We start from the raw sequence: 13,378 nt of genomic DNA, 5'->3' as shown, positions 1-13,378 counted from the left end.
CACTCCAACCCACCCGGACCAACGCCCAGGCATCGAAAGCATCACCATTGCGTAACGCGGGCTCGGGGGCGGGTGAACGCGCCGCCCGAGCGTGCTGGCATCCTGTGGTGTCGAAGGTCTCAGCACCCGGCACGGACCCGGGGCCCCTTCTGGGCAGCGGGGCCGCGAGGCAATACAGTCAGAGGCATACAGCCAACGAACGCCTCGGCCGCACCCCTCCACGGCGGCGGCCGCGGACAGACGCGATGGGACGGTTGCGCGATGGTGGTCAGCGGTACGGACACGGGTGCCAGGATGCGCGTGCTGGTCTACAGCGACAACGCCGACACCCGTGAGCAGGTGCGGCTGGCGATCGGCCGCCGCCCGGCCGCGGACGTCCCCAAGGTGGAGTTCGTCGAGTGCGCGACCTCGCCCGTCGTCCTGCGGCGGCTGGAGGACACCGACCCGGCCGCGCGCGTCGACGTGGCGATCTTCGACGGCGAGGCCTCCCCCGTCGGCGGGATGGGCCTGTGCCGCCAGGTCAAGGACGAGATCTACCGCTGCCCGCCGGTGCTGCTGCTGGTGGGACGAAGCGACGACGGCTGGCTGGCCACCTGGTCGAGGGCCGAGCAGGTCGTCAGCCACCCGATCGACCCCGTCGCGCTCGCGGAGTCCCTGGCCGAGCTGATGCGCCAGCGGGCCGCGGCCCTGAGCGGATGACCGACATGGGACACGGCCTCGGCACGGTCGAGAACGGTGAGAGGGAACTGCGCCGCCGCGGCGTGGTGGGCGCCGCCCTGCGCCACGGCGCCGACACCGGGCGATGGCCCGGCCACGCCCCGATCCCCTTCCCGGGCGCCTGAGGGCGGCCCGCCCTTCACCCACCGCCGCCCGTGAGGGCCGCCGCGCGAAGGACGGGCCACCACCCTCGACGGAAGCGCTGCGCGTCCAGCTCTTCGCGCGACGCGCCGGCGCCCGGGCCCCGTGTCCGTTTCCTCACCGTGGAGCAGCAACCATGAACGTCCCCGCCGCAACCTCTCCCGACCACCCCCGGACCGCCGAGTCCGACGAGCGGTCCGCCGTGACCGAGCGGACCTGGTCCAACCTGATCACCGCCCTGCTGGACGGCCGGACCCTCAGCGCCGCCGACACCGAGTGGGCGATGAACGAGATCATGTCCGACGCGGCGACCGACGTGCAGATCGCCGGCTTCGTCGTCGCGCTGCGCGCCAAGGGCGAGGACGTGTCCGAGGTGACCGGCCTGGCCCGGGGCATGCTGGCCAACGCCGTCCGGATCAGCGTCCCCGGCCCGACCCTGGACATCGTCGGGACCGGCGGCGACCGGGCGCACACGGTGAACGTGTCGACGATGGCCGCCATCGTGGCCTCGGCCGCGGGCGCGCGCGTGGTCAAGCACGGCAACCGCGCCGCGTCCTCCTCCTGCGGCACGGCGGACGTGCTGGAACGGCTCGGTGTGGTCCTGGACCTGCCCCCGGAGCTGACCGCGCGGGTGGCCGAGGAGGCGGGCATCACCTTCTGCTTCGCCCCGCACTTCCACCCCTCGTTCCGCTACGCCTCCAAGACGCGCCGCGAGCTGGCGGTGCCCACGGTGTTCAACTTCCTGGGCCCGCTGACCAACCCGGCGCAGCCCTCGACCTCGGCGATCGGGGTGTTCGACGAGCGCATGTGCGAGGTGATCGCCGGAGTGTTCGCCCGCCGCGGCTCCTCGGCGCTGGTGTTCCGCGGTGACGACGGGCTGGACGAGCTGACCACCACGACCACCTCCACGGTGTGGGTGGTGCGCGACGGCACGGCCCGGCGCGAGACACTCGACCCGGCCGACCTGGGCATCGCCCGGTCCCGGCCCGAGGACCTGCGCGGCGGCGACGTGGAGTTCAACGCCCAGGCCGTCCGCGACCTGGTGGCGGGCCGCCCCGGCCCGGTGCGCGACGCGGTGCTGCTCAACGCGGGCGCCGCGCTGGCGGCCGTGGACGGGGTGCGGGGCCCGCTCCTGGAGGCGGTGCGCGCCGGGTACGAGCGGGCCGCCGCCGTCGTGGACGACGGCGGCGCCGAGCGCACGCTGGAGCACTGGGTGCGGATCAGCCAGGAGTACGCCAAGGCGCTCTGAGCGCCCGCGGACCCGCGAGCAGCCTCGGGCGCGGCCACACCGGCGGATCCGGTGGCCGCGCCCCCGAGGGCTTCGGGGCGCCCCGGCTACCAGCCCAGCGCGAAGGCCGACTCCAGGTCGTGCTTGGAGTAGGTCTGGAAGGAGATGTGGGTGTCGGAGGAGAGCACGCCGGGGACCTTGTTCACCCGCCCGGGGATCACCTCGGCCAGGTCCTCGTGCCGGCGCACCCGCACCATGGCGATGAGGTCGACGCCGCCGGTGACCGAGTAGACCTCGCTCACCCCGTCGATCTCCGCGATCGCCTCGGCGACCTCGGGAATGCGGTGGACGTCGGCCTTGATCATGACGATCGCGGTGATCACTGTGCCTCCAGGGCGGTTTCGGTACGGGACGGGCGCGCCGACCGCGCGGGCGCGCGCCAGGGCACGTTCCGCGGAAGCACGTCCTAGTAGACGTCTGAGAGCCGCGTCCCGGAGCGCCATCGCAGCCGGTACACCACCAGTCCCACGATCACCCCGGCGATGAACCCGTACACGTGCGCCGCGTAGGCGACCCCGCTGTCGGCGCCGGGGGCGTTCGATGTGGTGACGTAGAGAAGATACTGAAGCGCGAAGTAGCTGCCCACCACGGCCCACCCGGGCAGGCGCATCGGGATCACCCCGAACACCAGCATGGTCACCCGGCTGCGGAACTGCACGACGAGGTAGGCGCCCAGCACCCCGGAGATGGCCCCGGAGGCGCCGATCATGGGCGTGGTCCCGTCGGCGTCGGTCAGCGCGAAGCCGTAGGCGGCGGCGACCCCGGTGAGCACGTACAGCACCAGGAAGCGCAGCTTGCCGATGCGGTCCTCCACCACGGGGCCGAACACGAACAGGTACATCAGGTTGCTGATCAGGTGCAGCGGACCGCCGTGCAGGAACATCGAGCTGAACACCGAGAACCACACGGGCTTGTCGCCGAACCCGCCGCACTCGGGCACCGCGTGCGGCACCTGGTCGACGAGGCCGAGGATCTCGGCCGGGACCGCGCCCCAGAACATGAAGTAGTCCTGGATCGCGCAGTAGCGGTCGAAGGCGTCGGGCGGATACCACACGGCGGTCGCCGCCTGGGGCGACATGAGGTAGACGAGGACGTTGGCCGCTATCAGCGTGTACGCGACGACGGGGGCTCGGCGGACGGGATAGTCGTCATTGAGCGGAAGCGCGGCCATGGGCCCAGTGTGTCATCTCGGTGTGCGCCTCGGCGCTGCGCAACGGGCATGTCCACTCCCCCTCCACCTCGACCAGCCGGGTGGCGGGGTCGGTGAGCCAGTCCAGGACCAGCTCGGTCTCGGCCGGGACGGCGTTGGGGCTGGGCCCGTGTCCGGCGGGCACGTACTCGGCGGTGGCGACCAGCGAGGACAGGAAGGCCGCCGGGTCGGTGCCCGGGCGCAGCACGGCGCTGGCGGCCAGCCGGCCGTGGCGGACCACGCACGTCTCCCAGCCCGCACCGGTACGGCGGGAGGCGACCAGGTGCGGAACGGCGGCGATGGCGGCCAGGCGCTGGGCGCGCCGGGCGCCGCGCAGGAACGCCGTGAGGCGGTCGCGCACACCCGCGGCCTCCTCGTAGCGCAGTTCGTCGGCGAGCACGGCGATACGCGCGGTGTGCACCTCCACCACGGCGGCCGGGTCACCGGTCATGGCGGCGCGCGCGGCCCCGGCGTGGACGGTGTACCCGGCCAGGCTCTCACTGCCGTCGCAGGGAGCACCGCACCGCCCCATCTGGGCGAGCACGCACGCCCCCGTCCAGCGCCCACCGCCCACGGTCAGGACCCGGGGCGCCGCCTCCCCCAGCGGGACGAAGGCGTGGGCGCACTGGCGCAGCGGGAACGCCTGCAGCAGCGCCTCCCTGGCCTGCTCGGCCTCCCTCTCCGAGTTGTAGGGGCCGATGTGGGGCGCGTCGTCCTCGACCGTCCGCACCACGGACAGGCGCGGGTAGGCGTCGGTGGTCAGCTTGACCCAGCAGGCGCGTTCGGGGCTGCGCGAACGACGGTTGTAGGGCGGCTTGCGCTCGGCGATGATGCGCAGCTCGCGGACGGAGGCCTCCAGCTCGCTGGAGCACACGATGGGGGTGACCCCCTCCACCACGCCCGCCATCTCCCGGATGCGCTGGCGGTTCTCGGCCGCGGTGAAGTAGGCGCGCACCCGGCGGCGCAGGTTCTTGCTCTTGCCGACGTAGAGACTGGCCCCCCGTGCGTCAGTGAACACGTACACCCCCGGCTCCTCGGGCAACCCCTCGGCCAGGTGACGCTTGGCCCGCTGCGCCCTCGTGGGCGGCTTGGTGACCGCGCGCAGCTCCTCCAGACTGGACACACCCATGGGACGCAGACGCTCGATCAGCCCGTGCAGGACGCCCACGGTGGCGCGGGCGTCGTCCAGGGCCCGGTGGGTGGGGGTGACCGGCACCCCGAAGTGGGCGGCGAGCGTGGCGAGCCTGTGGTTGCGCGTCTCCCCCCGCGAGAGCACCGCACGGGCCAGGCGCAGTGTGTCCACGACGGGGTAACCGGGCCAGTCCACCCCGTGACGCTCGCACGCGGCCTTGAGGAAACCGGTGTCGAAGGGGGCGTTGTGCGCCACCAGCGCGGTACCGGGCTCGGCGTCCAGGAAGGCCAGGACCCGGGGCAGCACCTCCTCCATGGGCGGGGCCCCGGCCACCATCGACTGGCTGATCCCGGTCAGCAGGGTGATGCTGGCCGGGACGGGGACACCGGGATCGACCAGGGTGGAGAACTCGTCGACGACCTCGCCGCCGCGCCACCGGACCGCGCCGACCTCCGTGATCCGGGAGTCGGTGGCGCTGGTACCGGTGGTCTCCAGGTCCAGCACGACGAACGTCGCCGCGGCCAACGGTGTACCGAGGTCGCCGATGCTGGTTTGGACGCCGGCGGGCGCCGCGGACTGTCGAACCACCCGGTCAGGGTAGTCGGCGGCGGGGACAACCTGGCGGGATACGGCCTGACCTGCCCGACATGGAAAGATGTGGGGACATTCGGTCGGCGGACCGCCGCCGGGAGCACGAGTACGAGGAGGAACCGTGGGGATCGCGATGCCGGGTGACAGTGAGCGGTGGCGGTGCACCGGGTGCGGCAATCTCACGCGGTTCGACGTGACCCGCACGGTCCGCTCCCAGGACTACGTGCACCTGGACCTGGCCGGTGAGGGCGGGGTCGAGGAGCACACCGTGCTCTCCGAGACCGTCGAACGCGTCAGGTGCCGCTGGTGCGGCGCCACCGACAGCGTGGAGGTCATCGCCCGCCCCGACGCCGACCGGCCGGTCACCGGTGCTTCGGCGGAGAGCCCGACGGGTCGGTCATGAGCACCCGCCCGGAGGCGGGCGGCGACTCCGAGGACAACGGCCCGCACGACGAGGACGCCCACGCCGCGGACGGCGACGGCGACGGGGGAGGACTGGCCCGCCCCCTGCCCGGACCGGTGCGCGCCCGGGTCGTCGAGTACGGCTCCGACGTACTCGGCGGCATGAGCGCCGGCGACCTGCCGCCGCTGCTGCGCCGAGTCGCCAGGTTCGAGCCCCGGCGCAGGGCCAGGCTCGCCGGCCCCCAGATCGCCGCCCAGCTGGAGACCGACGACGCCTTTCGCGACCGGGTCGCGGCGCGGGTCGAACAGGTGTGGCCGGAACTGGCCGGGGGCCTGCGCTCGGGCATGGTGCCGCCCGCCGCCGACCCCGTGGCGGTGGCGGCGTGCGCCTACCTGCTGCGCCCGAAGGGCTGGCCCGACATCATCGAGGACGTCCACCTGGAACTGGAGCGCCAGTCCAGCGTCCAGGAGGCGGACGAGACCGCCGAGGCGCTCGACGCCGCCCGACGCGAGCTGGACGAGGCCCGGCACGGGCACCAGGCGGAACTGGAGCGGCTGCGCTCCCAGATCAAGGCCCAGCGCACGGAGATCGCCGAACTGCGCCGCAAGGTGCACACCGAGCGCCAGCGGGCCAGGGAGGCCACCGAGCGGTCCTCGCGCGCGCTGGCCGAGACCGCCGACCGCGAGTCGGAGACGGCCAGGCAGGTCGGCACCCTGGCGTCGGAGAACCGGCGGCTGCGGTCGCGGCTGGCCGCCGCCGAGGCCCAGGTGGAGAACGCCCGCCGCGCGGTGCGCGCCGGGCGCAACGCCGACGAGGCGCGGCTGCGCGTACTGCTGGACGTGCTGGTGGACGCCTCGCACGGGCTGCGCCGGGAACTGGCGCTGCCCGCGGCCCTGGACAACCCGGCCGACCTGGTGGCCGAGACCGAACAGCAGCGGCGGGTCTCCCTGGGCGGACTGCCCGACGACGACCCCGGCCTGCTGGAACACCTGCTGACGGTGCCAGGGGTACACCTGCTGGTGGACGGCTACAACGTCACCAAGACCGGCTACGGGACGATCCCGCTGGCCGACCAGCGCACCCGGCTGATGAACTCGCTGGAGGGGCTGGCCAGCCGTACCAAGGCCGAGATCACGTGCGTCTTCGACGGCGCGGACGTGGACACACCGCCGGTGGTGGCGCCGACCCGCCGGGTACGGCTGCTGTTCAGCGCGCCCGGAGAGACCGCGGACGAGCTGATCGTGCGGCTGGTGCGCGCCGAACCGCCGGGGCGGCCGATCGCGGTGGCCACCTCCGACCGGGAGATCGTGACGGCGGTGCGCCGGGCGGGGGCGCGCGCGGTGCCCTCGGCGATCTTCCTACGACGTCTGGAGGCGCACGGCTGACGGGACACCGCCGGCAGGGCGCCGGCCCCCGGGGCTCCCGGTCACCGGGCCGGGTGCCGCCGGAGCGCCCGAGCCGAACGGATTCCGCCTCCTCGTCCCCGCTCGTCCCCGCGTTCGTCCCGCACCGCTCCCGCAGGTGGAACGCACCGTCCGTCAACGGTGTGGTCCACTGTGGACACGGGTGCGTGTGCGGCCCCTGGTTGAGCCGTGCGGGACGGTCCGCTAAGTTCGTCCCGAACGTGAGTGCTCCATCGGATAGGACGCCATCCCCGTGTCCGCCGGCGGAAGGCCCCGCGCACTCGCCCTCCCGTGCCCCCGCACGGGTCCCGTGACCGTTCTCCCAGCACCCCTGTGCGAACTTCCCAACCCCAAGGAGCGTGGACCGCCATGAAGAATCCCGGTGGTCGGCGTACGGCTCGCCGATTCGCTGCAACGACCGGAATCAGCGCGGTCGTCGCCAGCACCCTGATCGCCCCGGGCACCGCCTACGCGGATCCGACCAAGGACGAGGTCGAGGAGCGTATCGACGAGCTCAACGAGGAGGCCTCGACCGCGGTCGCGGACTACAACCAGGCCAAGGAGGACCACGAGGTCGCCGAGACGGCCTACGAGGACATCGAGGAGCAGGTCGGCGACGAGGAGGAGCGCTACGACGAGCTGCGCGAGAAGGTGCAGCAGCTCGCCAGCGCCACCTACAAGTCCGGTGACCTGGACTCCACGGCCAACATCCTCGCCGCCGACGGCCCCGAGTCCCTGCTGGACCAGAACGCCGACCTGAACTACCTGTCGGATGCCCAGAAGGCCCAGCTGGACGAGTTCGGCGAGTCCTCCGAGCGCCTGTTCGCCCTCAAGGACGAGGCCGAGGAGGCCCTGGACTCGGCGGAGGAGAAACTCGACGAGGCCGAGACGGCCAAGAAGGAGGTCGAGGAGAAGATCGACGAGCAGGAGGACCTCCTCGCCGAGTTCCCGACCGCCGACCCCTCCGCCGAGAGCGCCGACGGCAGCGGCGGCCAGTCCTACACCGGCAGCGCCTCGGGCAGCACGGGTGCGGCCCTGGACTTCGCCTACCGGCAGGTCGGCCTGCCCTACATCTACGGCGGTACCGGCCCCAACGGCTACGACTGCTCCGGCCTGGTCCAGGCGGCCTGGCGCGCGGGCGGAGTGGACCTGCCCCGCACAACCTACGCGCAGGCCGAGGTGGGCCAGCGCATCTACGACATGAGCGCCCTGCAGCCCGGCGACATCATGTTCTTCTACCCGGGCCTGGGTCACAACGGGCTCTACGCGGGTAACGGCCAGATGGTGCACGCGCCCCGCACCGGCCGCAACATCGAGGTCGTGGGCCTGGCCGCGTACTGGGGAAGCGAGTTCCAGTTCGCCGTCCGCCCGTAGACGGCGCCGCCGCGAAGCCTCTCGGGGCCACCACCCGCAGGTGGCGGCCCCGCCCCCGCACGGGGACGACAAAGGGAATTTCGGACACCTCGCCCCAATCGGTGGAACGTTACGAAAAGGTTGAGGGAGACCCGGCGCATGCACTAGTGTTCGTCGCCGAGCGCGGTTGCTCCTTTTCACCGCCCCCCGGCGGTGACGGCCGCGCCCGGATCGGGTCGACCCCGCGTCCCCCCGGGGCCACGGCCTCCCCCGCCCTCGGCCCGCGGTGCCCACGCCCCCGGACCGCGCTCTGAGGCCCCAAGCCCCCACCCGGTGCATCCCTTGATTCCGTACGGTCTGGGACAAGGGGAGAAAGGTGCTACACGTGTCTGGATCCCGCCGCGGCCGCGTACGCCGCACAGCGGTCCTCTCCTCCCTCACCTCCGCCGCACTCCTCCTGCCCTGCGCGGTGGCTCACGCCGAGCCCACGGCCGAGGAGGTCCGCGAGGAGATCGAGCGCCTCGAAGAGGAGTACATCGAGCTCAACGGGACCTACAACGAGGCCGAGGAGACCCACGAGGCCGCCGAGGAGAAGCTGGAGGAGATCCTGGAGGAGGTCGAGGCCGCCGAGGAGAAGGTGAACGAGCTCGGCCTGGGCGCACGCCGGCTCGCCAGCTCCACCTACACCGGTATCGACCTCACCTCCTTCCACCAGCTGGTCGACTCCACCGGCCCCGAGGACGCGCTGGCCCACCAGGCCGACCTGGAGTACCTGTCCGAGCAGCACGACGAGCACCTCGAACAGTACGTCCTGGAGCTGGAGAACCTGGAGACCCTGGAGGCCGAGGCGACCGAGACCGAGGAGGAGGCCGCCGAGGCCCTGAAGGAGGCGGAGGAGGCCACCGAGGAGGCCGAGGCCGCCATGGAGGAGCAGGAGGACCTGCTCGCGGACCTGACCGCCGAGGAACAGGCGGCGGCCACCGAGAACGTCGGCCAGACCGGCGGAGGCGGAGGCGGAGGCACCAGCTACACCGGCCCCGCCTCGGGCAGCGCCAAGACCGCGCTGGACTTCGCCTACGCACAGGTCGGCAAGCCCTACGTGTGGGGCGGCACCGGCCCCGGCGGCTACGACTGCTCCGGCCTGACCCAGGCCGCCTGGGCCGCCGCGGGAGTGAGCCTGCCCCGCACCACCTACCAGCAGGTCAACGCGGGCCAGCGGGTCTCCTGGGAGAACAAGCAGCCCGGCGACCTGCTGTTCTTCTACCCCGGCGGCAGCGGTCCCGACCACGTGGGCATGTACGCGGGCGACAACGTCATGGTGCACGCCTCCACGTCGGCCCGCCCCATCGGCACGGTGACCCTGAACAGCTACTACCACTCCAACTTCGTCACCGCGGTCCGCCCCTGACCGGCGGACCGGCCCGAGGCCCCGGTGCCCCGCGACACCCGTCGTCGCGGGGCACCGTTCTGTTCACTCCCAGGTGACCGTTCTCGGTATCTGCGCCTTGACGCTGTAGATCACTACCATCCGGACGTCCCACCCGCCCGCGCGCCCACCGGCGGGCCCCGCCCGGCGTTGCGCGTCCGGACACACCCGCCGCACACGTCCTAGACTCACCCCCGTGCCGCGAACGCTGATCATCACCAACGACTTCCCTCCCAAGGCCGGGGGCATCGAGTCCTTCGTCCACGAGATCGCCCTGCGCCGCCCCGGGGGATCGGTCGTGGTCTACTGCTCCTCCCCCGCCCCGGCCGACGCCGCCGCCGACCCGCACTTCGACCTGCGCCAGCCCTTCCCCGTGGTACGCGACGCCGCCCGCGTCCTGCTGCCCACCCCCCGGGTGGCCGCGCGGGCGCGCGCCATCGCCGACCTGGAGGGCTGCGACTCGGTGGTCTACGGCGCCGCCGCCCCGCTGGGGCTGCTCGCCGCCGGGCTGGGCGAGCACACCCCCGTCAAGCGGCAGGTCGCCATCAGCCACGGCCACGAGACCTGGTGGGCGGCGCTCCCCGGCTCCCGGGAGGCGCTGCGCCGCATCGGCGCGACCACCGACACCGTCACCTACCTCGGCGAGTACACCCGGCGCCGCCTGGCCGGGGCGCTGTCCCCGGACGCGGCCGCGCGCATGCGCCAGCTCGCACCCGGCGTGGACATCGACCACTTCCGCCCCGGCTCCGGCGGCGAGGAGGTCCGCGGGCGCCACGGCCTGGGCGACCGCCCGGTGGTGGTGTGCGTCTCCCGGCTCGTGCCCCGCAAGGGACAGGACACCCTCATCCGCGCCTGGCCCCGGATCCTGGCCGACGTACCCGACGCGGTCCTGCTCATCGTCGGTGACGGCCCCCACCGGCAGCGACTGCGCTCGGCCGCGCGGGGCATGGACTCGGTGGTCTTCACCGGACCGGTCCCCGTCCAGGACCTGCCCTCCCACTACGGCGCCGGGAACGTGTTCGCCATGCCCTGCCGCACCCGGCGCGGCGGCCTGGAGGCCGAGGGCCTGGGGATGGTCTACCTGGAGGCCGCGGCCTGCGGCCTGCCCGTGGTGGCGGGCGACTCCGGCGGCGCCCCCGACGCGGTCCTGGACGGCCAGACCGGCCTGGTCGTGGACGGTTCACTGCCCGGACCGACCGCACGGGCCCTCGTCCGGCTGCTGAAAGACCCCGGCCGCGCCGCCCAGATGGGCGCACGCGGCCGGGAGTGGGTAAGCAGGAACTGGACCTGGGAGCACACCGCCCAGCGCCTGGACGCCCTCCTGGAGGGCTCCTAGGGCGTGCCCCAGGGGTCCGCTCCGCCTCGCCCCGTGTCCGGGCGTCCCGAGGGCGGGAACCCCCGGGGGCCGGGCAGGCACGCACCGGACAGGTCCTAGAGCCCCTCTCCGTGCACGGATCCGGGGGTGCCCGACCCGTCGGTCACCTGCGGCTCACCGGTGGCGCTGTGGGCCAGCCACTCCTCCCATGAGCGCTGGTAGAAACCCCAGCCGTTGTCCCACTCCAGTTGCCGGTCGGTCCCGGTGGTCTCCAGGACGTCGCCCATCAGCGCCCGGTCGTGGAACCACCGGGCGTCCTCCACCGACATGTTCGTGCACCCGTTGGAGATGTCGGCCGAGCCGATCCGCTCGTTCCACGGGGCCGCGTGGGTGAACTCGCCGCTGTTGGAGGTACGCACCGCCCACTCCACGTCGAGCTTGTAGTAGTCGGGCGAGTCCTCGGGGATGCCGACGGTGGCGGCGTCCATCACCAGGGACTCGTACTTCTCCATGGTCAGGTGGGTGCCGGAGGTCGTGGTGTCGAAGCGCTCGTCGGCCTTGCCGTTGCTCACCGGGATGGTACGCGCCGGCTCGCCGTCGACCTCCACCCTCATCTCGTGGTCGGGCACGTGCATGGTGGCGATCATCTCGCGGCCCACCTCGAAGTCGATGCGGTGGTCGTCGATGCCGTAGACGCCCTCGGAGGCCTCCACCCCCGCCAGCCGCAGGTCGACACCGACCTTCTGGTAGGGCTCCCAGTACTCCTTGGGCCGGAACACCGCCATCTGGTCGCCCACCCAGTTCCAGGCGCCCTCGACCTCGTGCTCGGAGGTGACCTCCATGGAGTTCTCGACCTGGGCCTTGTTCCGCACCGGCAGGTCGAAGTTGACGATCACGGGCATGCCCACGCCGACGGTGTCGCCGGAGGTGGGGAAGTTGGAGACCAGTTCGAGGCGCTGCCCCGGCACGGCCTCCTTGGTGTCGAACTCGGCGACGGCCTCGGTCCGTTCACCGTCCTCGTCCTCGGCGGTGGCGCGTACGGTGACCGCCGAGCCCGGGAACATGTTCCCGTCGCTGATCCACGCGGTGCCGTCCTCGCTCAGGGTCCCGGTGAACCGGGAGACCTCCCCCTCACCGTCCCCGGCCGCGGCCTGGTCCGCGCCACCCTCGGCGTCCCCCTCCGGAGCGGCCTGCTCGACCTGGACGTCGGTGATGGTGCCCTCCTCCACCGACACCCGCACGGGGGTGTTGGGCGCCACGGAGGCGGCACCCTCCGCGGGGGTGATGGTGACCTCCGGCCCGGCCGGCTGCTCCGGGCTGGGAGCGGTCTCGGGCTCCTGCCGCGGGGCGGTGGTACAGGCGGTCGCCGTAACCGCGACCGCGGCGGCCACGGCCGCCAGACGGCACAGCACCGGACGGAAAACTCGTCCCTTCACGTCAAGGGCCTCCAGGTCCGTTGCGACGGGGACCCCTGCGCACGGAGCGGGCTCGCGCCCGCGGGGCCACGGTCAGGTCAGGTCTACGCAAAGCCTACCTTTCCCCCGGCAGCGCGCCAGTGTGCCCACAGCGGTGTCGACGGCGCGAAAAGCCCCGGTGGCCGACCGGGTCACACGGACCGGCCGGCCACCGGGGCCGGAGCGCTCGGCCGGCGGGCCGACGACACCCTCTAGTGCTGGAACTCCTTGCGGTAGTACTCGAAGACCCAGCCGATGACGGTGAGGATGAGGGCGAAGGAGCCGACCACCACCATCCACCAGCCGATGGCCACGCCCACCGCCGTGAACGCCACGGCCAGCGCGACGAACAGCGGCCACCAGCTGTGCGGGCTGAAGAACCCGTACTCACCGGCGTTCTCCTGGATCTCACCGTCCAGCCGCTCCTCCGGGGGAAGCCCGTGGAAGTGCTCGCTGCGGCGGGCCGCCTGCCAGAGCCAGAAGCCGATCATCCAGCCGAAGCCGATGGCGACCACCAGGGCGGTGGTACCCGCCCACTCGATCGTGCCGGTGTCCTGCCAGGACCAGAACGCGTACAGGGCGGCGGCAAGACCGAAGAAGGTCGAGACGCCCATGAACAGATAGGCCTGCGTCTTCATTCGCCCCTACTCCTTCGTAGCGCCCACCGGGACGGCGCCCGGGGCCGCGGCGTGCGGGTGGTTGAGGTCGAACGCGGGCCGCTCGGACCGGATCCGCGGCAGCGACGTGAAGTTGTGCCGCGGCGGCGGGCAGGAGGTCGCCCACTCCAGCGAGCAACCGTAGCCCCACGGGTCGTCGACGGTGACCTTCGGCGCCCTGCGCGCGGTGACGTAGACGTTCCAGAAGAAGATCAGCGTGGAGGCGGCCAGCACGAACGAGGAGACCGAGGAGATCTGGTTCAGCTCGGTGAAGCCGTCACCGGGCAGGTAGTCGGCGTAACGGCGCGGG

Annotated in this window: 13 protein-coding genes and 1 pseudogene; 8 read left to right on the top strand and 6 right to left on the bottom strand. The window is 72.8% G+C overall.

Annotated elements, in window-relative coordinates:
- Window positions 1-261: 261 nt before the first annotated feature.
- The 3 genes from FYX01_RS19950 to trpD all read left to right on the top strand — a co-directional run bounded on the left by FYX01_RS19950 (window position 262) and on the right by trpD (window position 2,107).
- Complete coding sequence (locus FYX01_RS19950) at window positions 262-699, top strand: response regulator transcription factor (protein WP_150243640.1); 438 nt, start codon at window positions 262-264, stop codon at window positions 697-699.
- A complete protein-coding gene (locus FYX01_RS26280; RefSeq protein ID WP_190394402.1) occupies window positions 696-842 on the top strand; it encodes a hypothetical protein in 147 nt (48 codons plus the stop codon). Before FYX01_RS19950 ends, FYX01_RS26280 begins: the two co-directional genes overlap by 4 nt.
- Window positions 843-994: 152 nt before the next feature.
- Window positions 995-2,107 (top strand): anthranilate phosphoribosyltransferase, encoded by a 1,113-nt coding sequence (trpD, locus tag FYX01_RS19945; protein WP_150243638.1) that lies wholly within the window; start codon window positions 995-997, stop codon window positions 2,105-2,107.
- Between the two features lie 86 nt (window positions 2,108-2,193).
- Here the strand turns inward: trpD and FYX01_RS19940 are convergent, their stop codons facing one another.
- From FYX01_RS19940 to FYX01_RS19930, 3 genes are all read right to left on the bottom strand, one after another.
- Entirely contained in the window at window positions 2,194-2,469 is a 276-nt protein-coding gene (locus FYX01_RS19940) for an Lrp/AsnC family transcriptional regulator (protein ID WP_150243636.1), read from the bottom strand.
- A gap of 83 nt (window positions 2,470-2,552) precedes the next feature.
- Window positions 2,553-3,317, bottom strand: a complete 765-nt coding sequence (locus FYX01_RS19935) for a rhomboid family intramembrane serine protease (protein ID WP_150243634.1) — start codon at window positions 3,315-3,317, stop codon at window positions 2,553-2,555.
- Entirely contained in the window at window positions 3,295-5,055 is a 1,761-nt protein-coding gene (locus FYX01_RS19930; protein WP_150243632.1) for a DEDD exonuclease domain-containing protein, read from the bottom strand. The genes FYX01_RS19935 and FYX01_RS19930 overlap by 23 nt, the downstream gene beginning before the upstream one ends.
- 124 nt (window positions 5,056-5,179) lie before the next feature.
- On the opposite strand from FYX01_RS19930, the gene FYX01_RS19925 reads away from it, so the two are divergent.
- The 5 genes from FYX01_RS19925 to FYX01_RS19905 all read left to right on the top strand — a co-directional run bounded on the left by FYX01_RS19925 (window position 5,180) and on the right by FYX01_RS19905 (window position 10,979).
- Window positions 5,180-5,461, top strand: a complete 282-nt coding sequence (locus FYX01_RS19925) for a hypothetical protein (RefSeq protein WP_150243630.1) — start codon at window positions 5,180-5,182, stop codon at window positions 5,459-5,461.
- Window positions 5,458-6,846 (top strand): NYN domain-containing protein, encoded by a 1,389-nt coding sequence (locus tag FYX01_RS19920; RefSeq protein ID WP_150243628.1) that lies wholly within the window; start codon window positions 5,458-5,460, stop codon window positions 6,844-6,846. The genes FYX01_RS19925 and FYX01_RS19920 overlap by 4 nt, the downstream gene beginning before the upstream one ends.
- 387 nt (window positions 6,847-7,233) lie before the next feature.
- Window positions 7,234-8,238, top strand: coding sequence for a C40 family peptidase (locus FYX01_RS19915; protein WP_150243626.1), 1,005 nt, complete (start codon window positions 7,234-7,236; stop codon window positions 8,236-8,238).
- Window positions 8,239-8,602: 364 nt separating this feature from the next.
- A complete protein-coding gene (locus tag FYX01_RS19910) occupies window positions 8,603-9,625 on the top strand; it encodes a C40 family peptidase (protein WP_150243624.1) in 1,023 nt (340 codons plus the stop codon).
- A gap of 214 nt (window positions 9,626-9,839) precedes the next feature.
- On the top strand, window positions 9,840-10,979 hold the full coding sequence (locus FYX01_RS19905) for a glycosyltransferase family 4 protein (RefSeq protein ID WP_150243622.1): 1,140 nt from the start codon (window positions 9,840-9,842) through the stop codon (window positions 10,977-10,979).
- A 95-nt stretch (window positions 10,980-11,074) separates the two neighbouring features.
- On the opposite strand, the gene FYX01_RS19900 is transcribed toward FYX01_RS19905, so the two are convergent.
- From FYX01_RS19900 to FYX01_RS19890, 3 genes and pseudogenes are all read right to left on the bottom strand, one after another.
- Window positions 11,075-12,394 carry a L,D-transpeptidase gene (locus FYX01_RS19900; RefSeq protein WP_150243620.1) on the bottom strand — a complete coding sequence of 440 codons (1,320 nt, stop codon included), beginning with the start codon at window positions 12,392-12,394 and terminating at the stop codon, window positions 11,075-11,077.
- Between the two features lie 230 nt (window positions 12,395-12,624).
- Window positions 12,625-13,050 (bottom strand): cytochrome c oxidase subunit 4, encoded by a 426-nt coding sequence (locus FYX01_RS19895; protein ID WP_150243618.1) that lies wholly within the window; start codon window positions 13,048-13,050, stop codon window positions 12,625-12,627.
- A 6-nt stretch (window positions 13,051-13,056) separates the two neighbouring features.
- Window positions 13,057-13,378, bottom strand: a pseudogene (locus tag FYX01_RS19890) (cytochrome ubiquinol oxidase subunit I); the annotation flags it as partial.

Source organism: Nocardiopsis quinghaiensis (assembly GCF_008638365.1).
Classification (GTDB): Bacteria; Actinomycetota; Actinomycetes; order Streptosporangiales; family Streptosporangiaceae; genus Nocardiopsis; species Nocardiopsis quinghaiensis.
The sequence above is the reverse complement of the archived record's forward strand: the minus strand, read 5'-3'. Positions and strand labels throughout refer to the sequence as shown.

Coding starts and splice junctions, on each gene's coding strand:
- FYX01_RS19950 (WP_150243640.1), top strand. CDS start 262: ATGGTGGTCAGCGGTACGGACACGGGTGCCAGGATGCGCGTGCTGGTC.
- FYX01_RS26280 (WP_190394402.1), top strand. CDS start 696: ATGACCGACATGGGACACGGCCTCGGCACGGTCGAGAACGGTGAGAGG.
- trpD (WP_150243638.1), top strand. CDS start 995: ATGAACGTCCCCGCCGCAACCTCTCCCGACCACCCCCGGACCGCCGAG.
- FYX01_RS19935 (WP_150243634.1), bottom strand. CDS start 3,317: ATGGCCGCGCTTCCGCTCAATGACGACTATCCCGTCCGCCGAGCCCCC.
- FYX01_RS19920 (WP_150243628.1), top strand. CDS start 5,458: ATGAGCACCCGCCCGGAGGCGGGCGGCGACTCCGAGGACAACGGCCCG.
- FYX01_RS19915 (WP_150243626.1), top strand. CDS start 7,234: ATGAAGAATCCCGGTGGTCGGCGTACGGCTCGCCGATTCGCTGCAACG.
- FYX01_RS19895 (WP_150243618.1), bottom strand. CDS start 13,050: ATGAAGACGCAGGCCTATCTGTTCATGGGCGTCTCGACCTTCTTCGGT.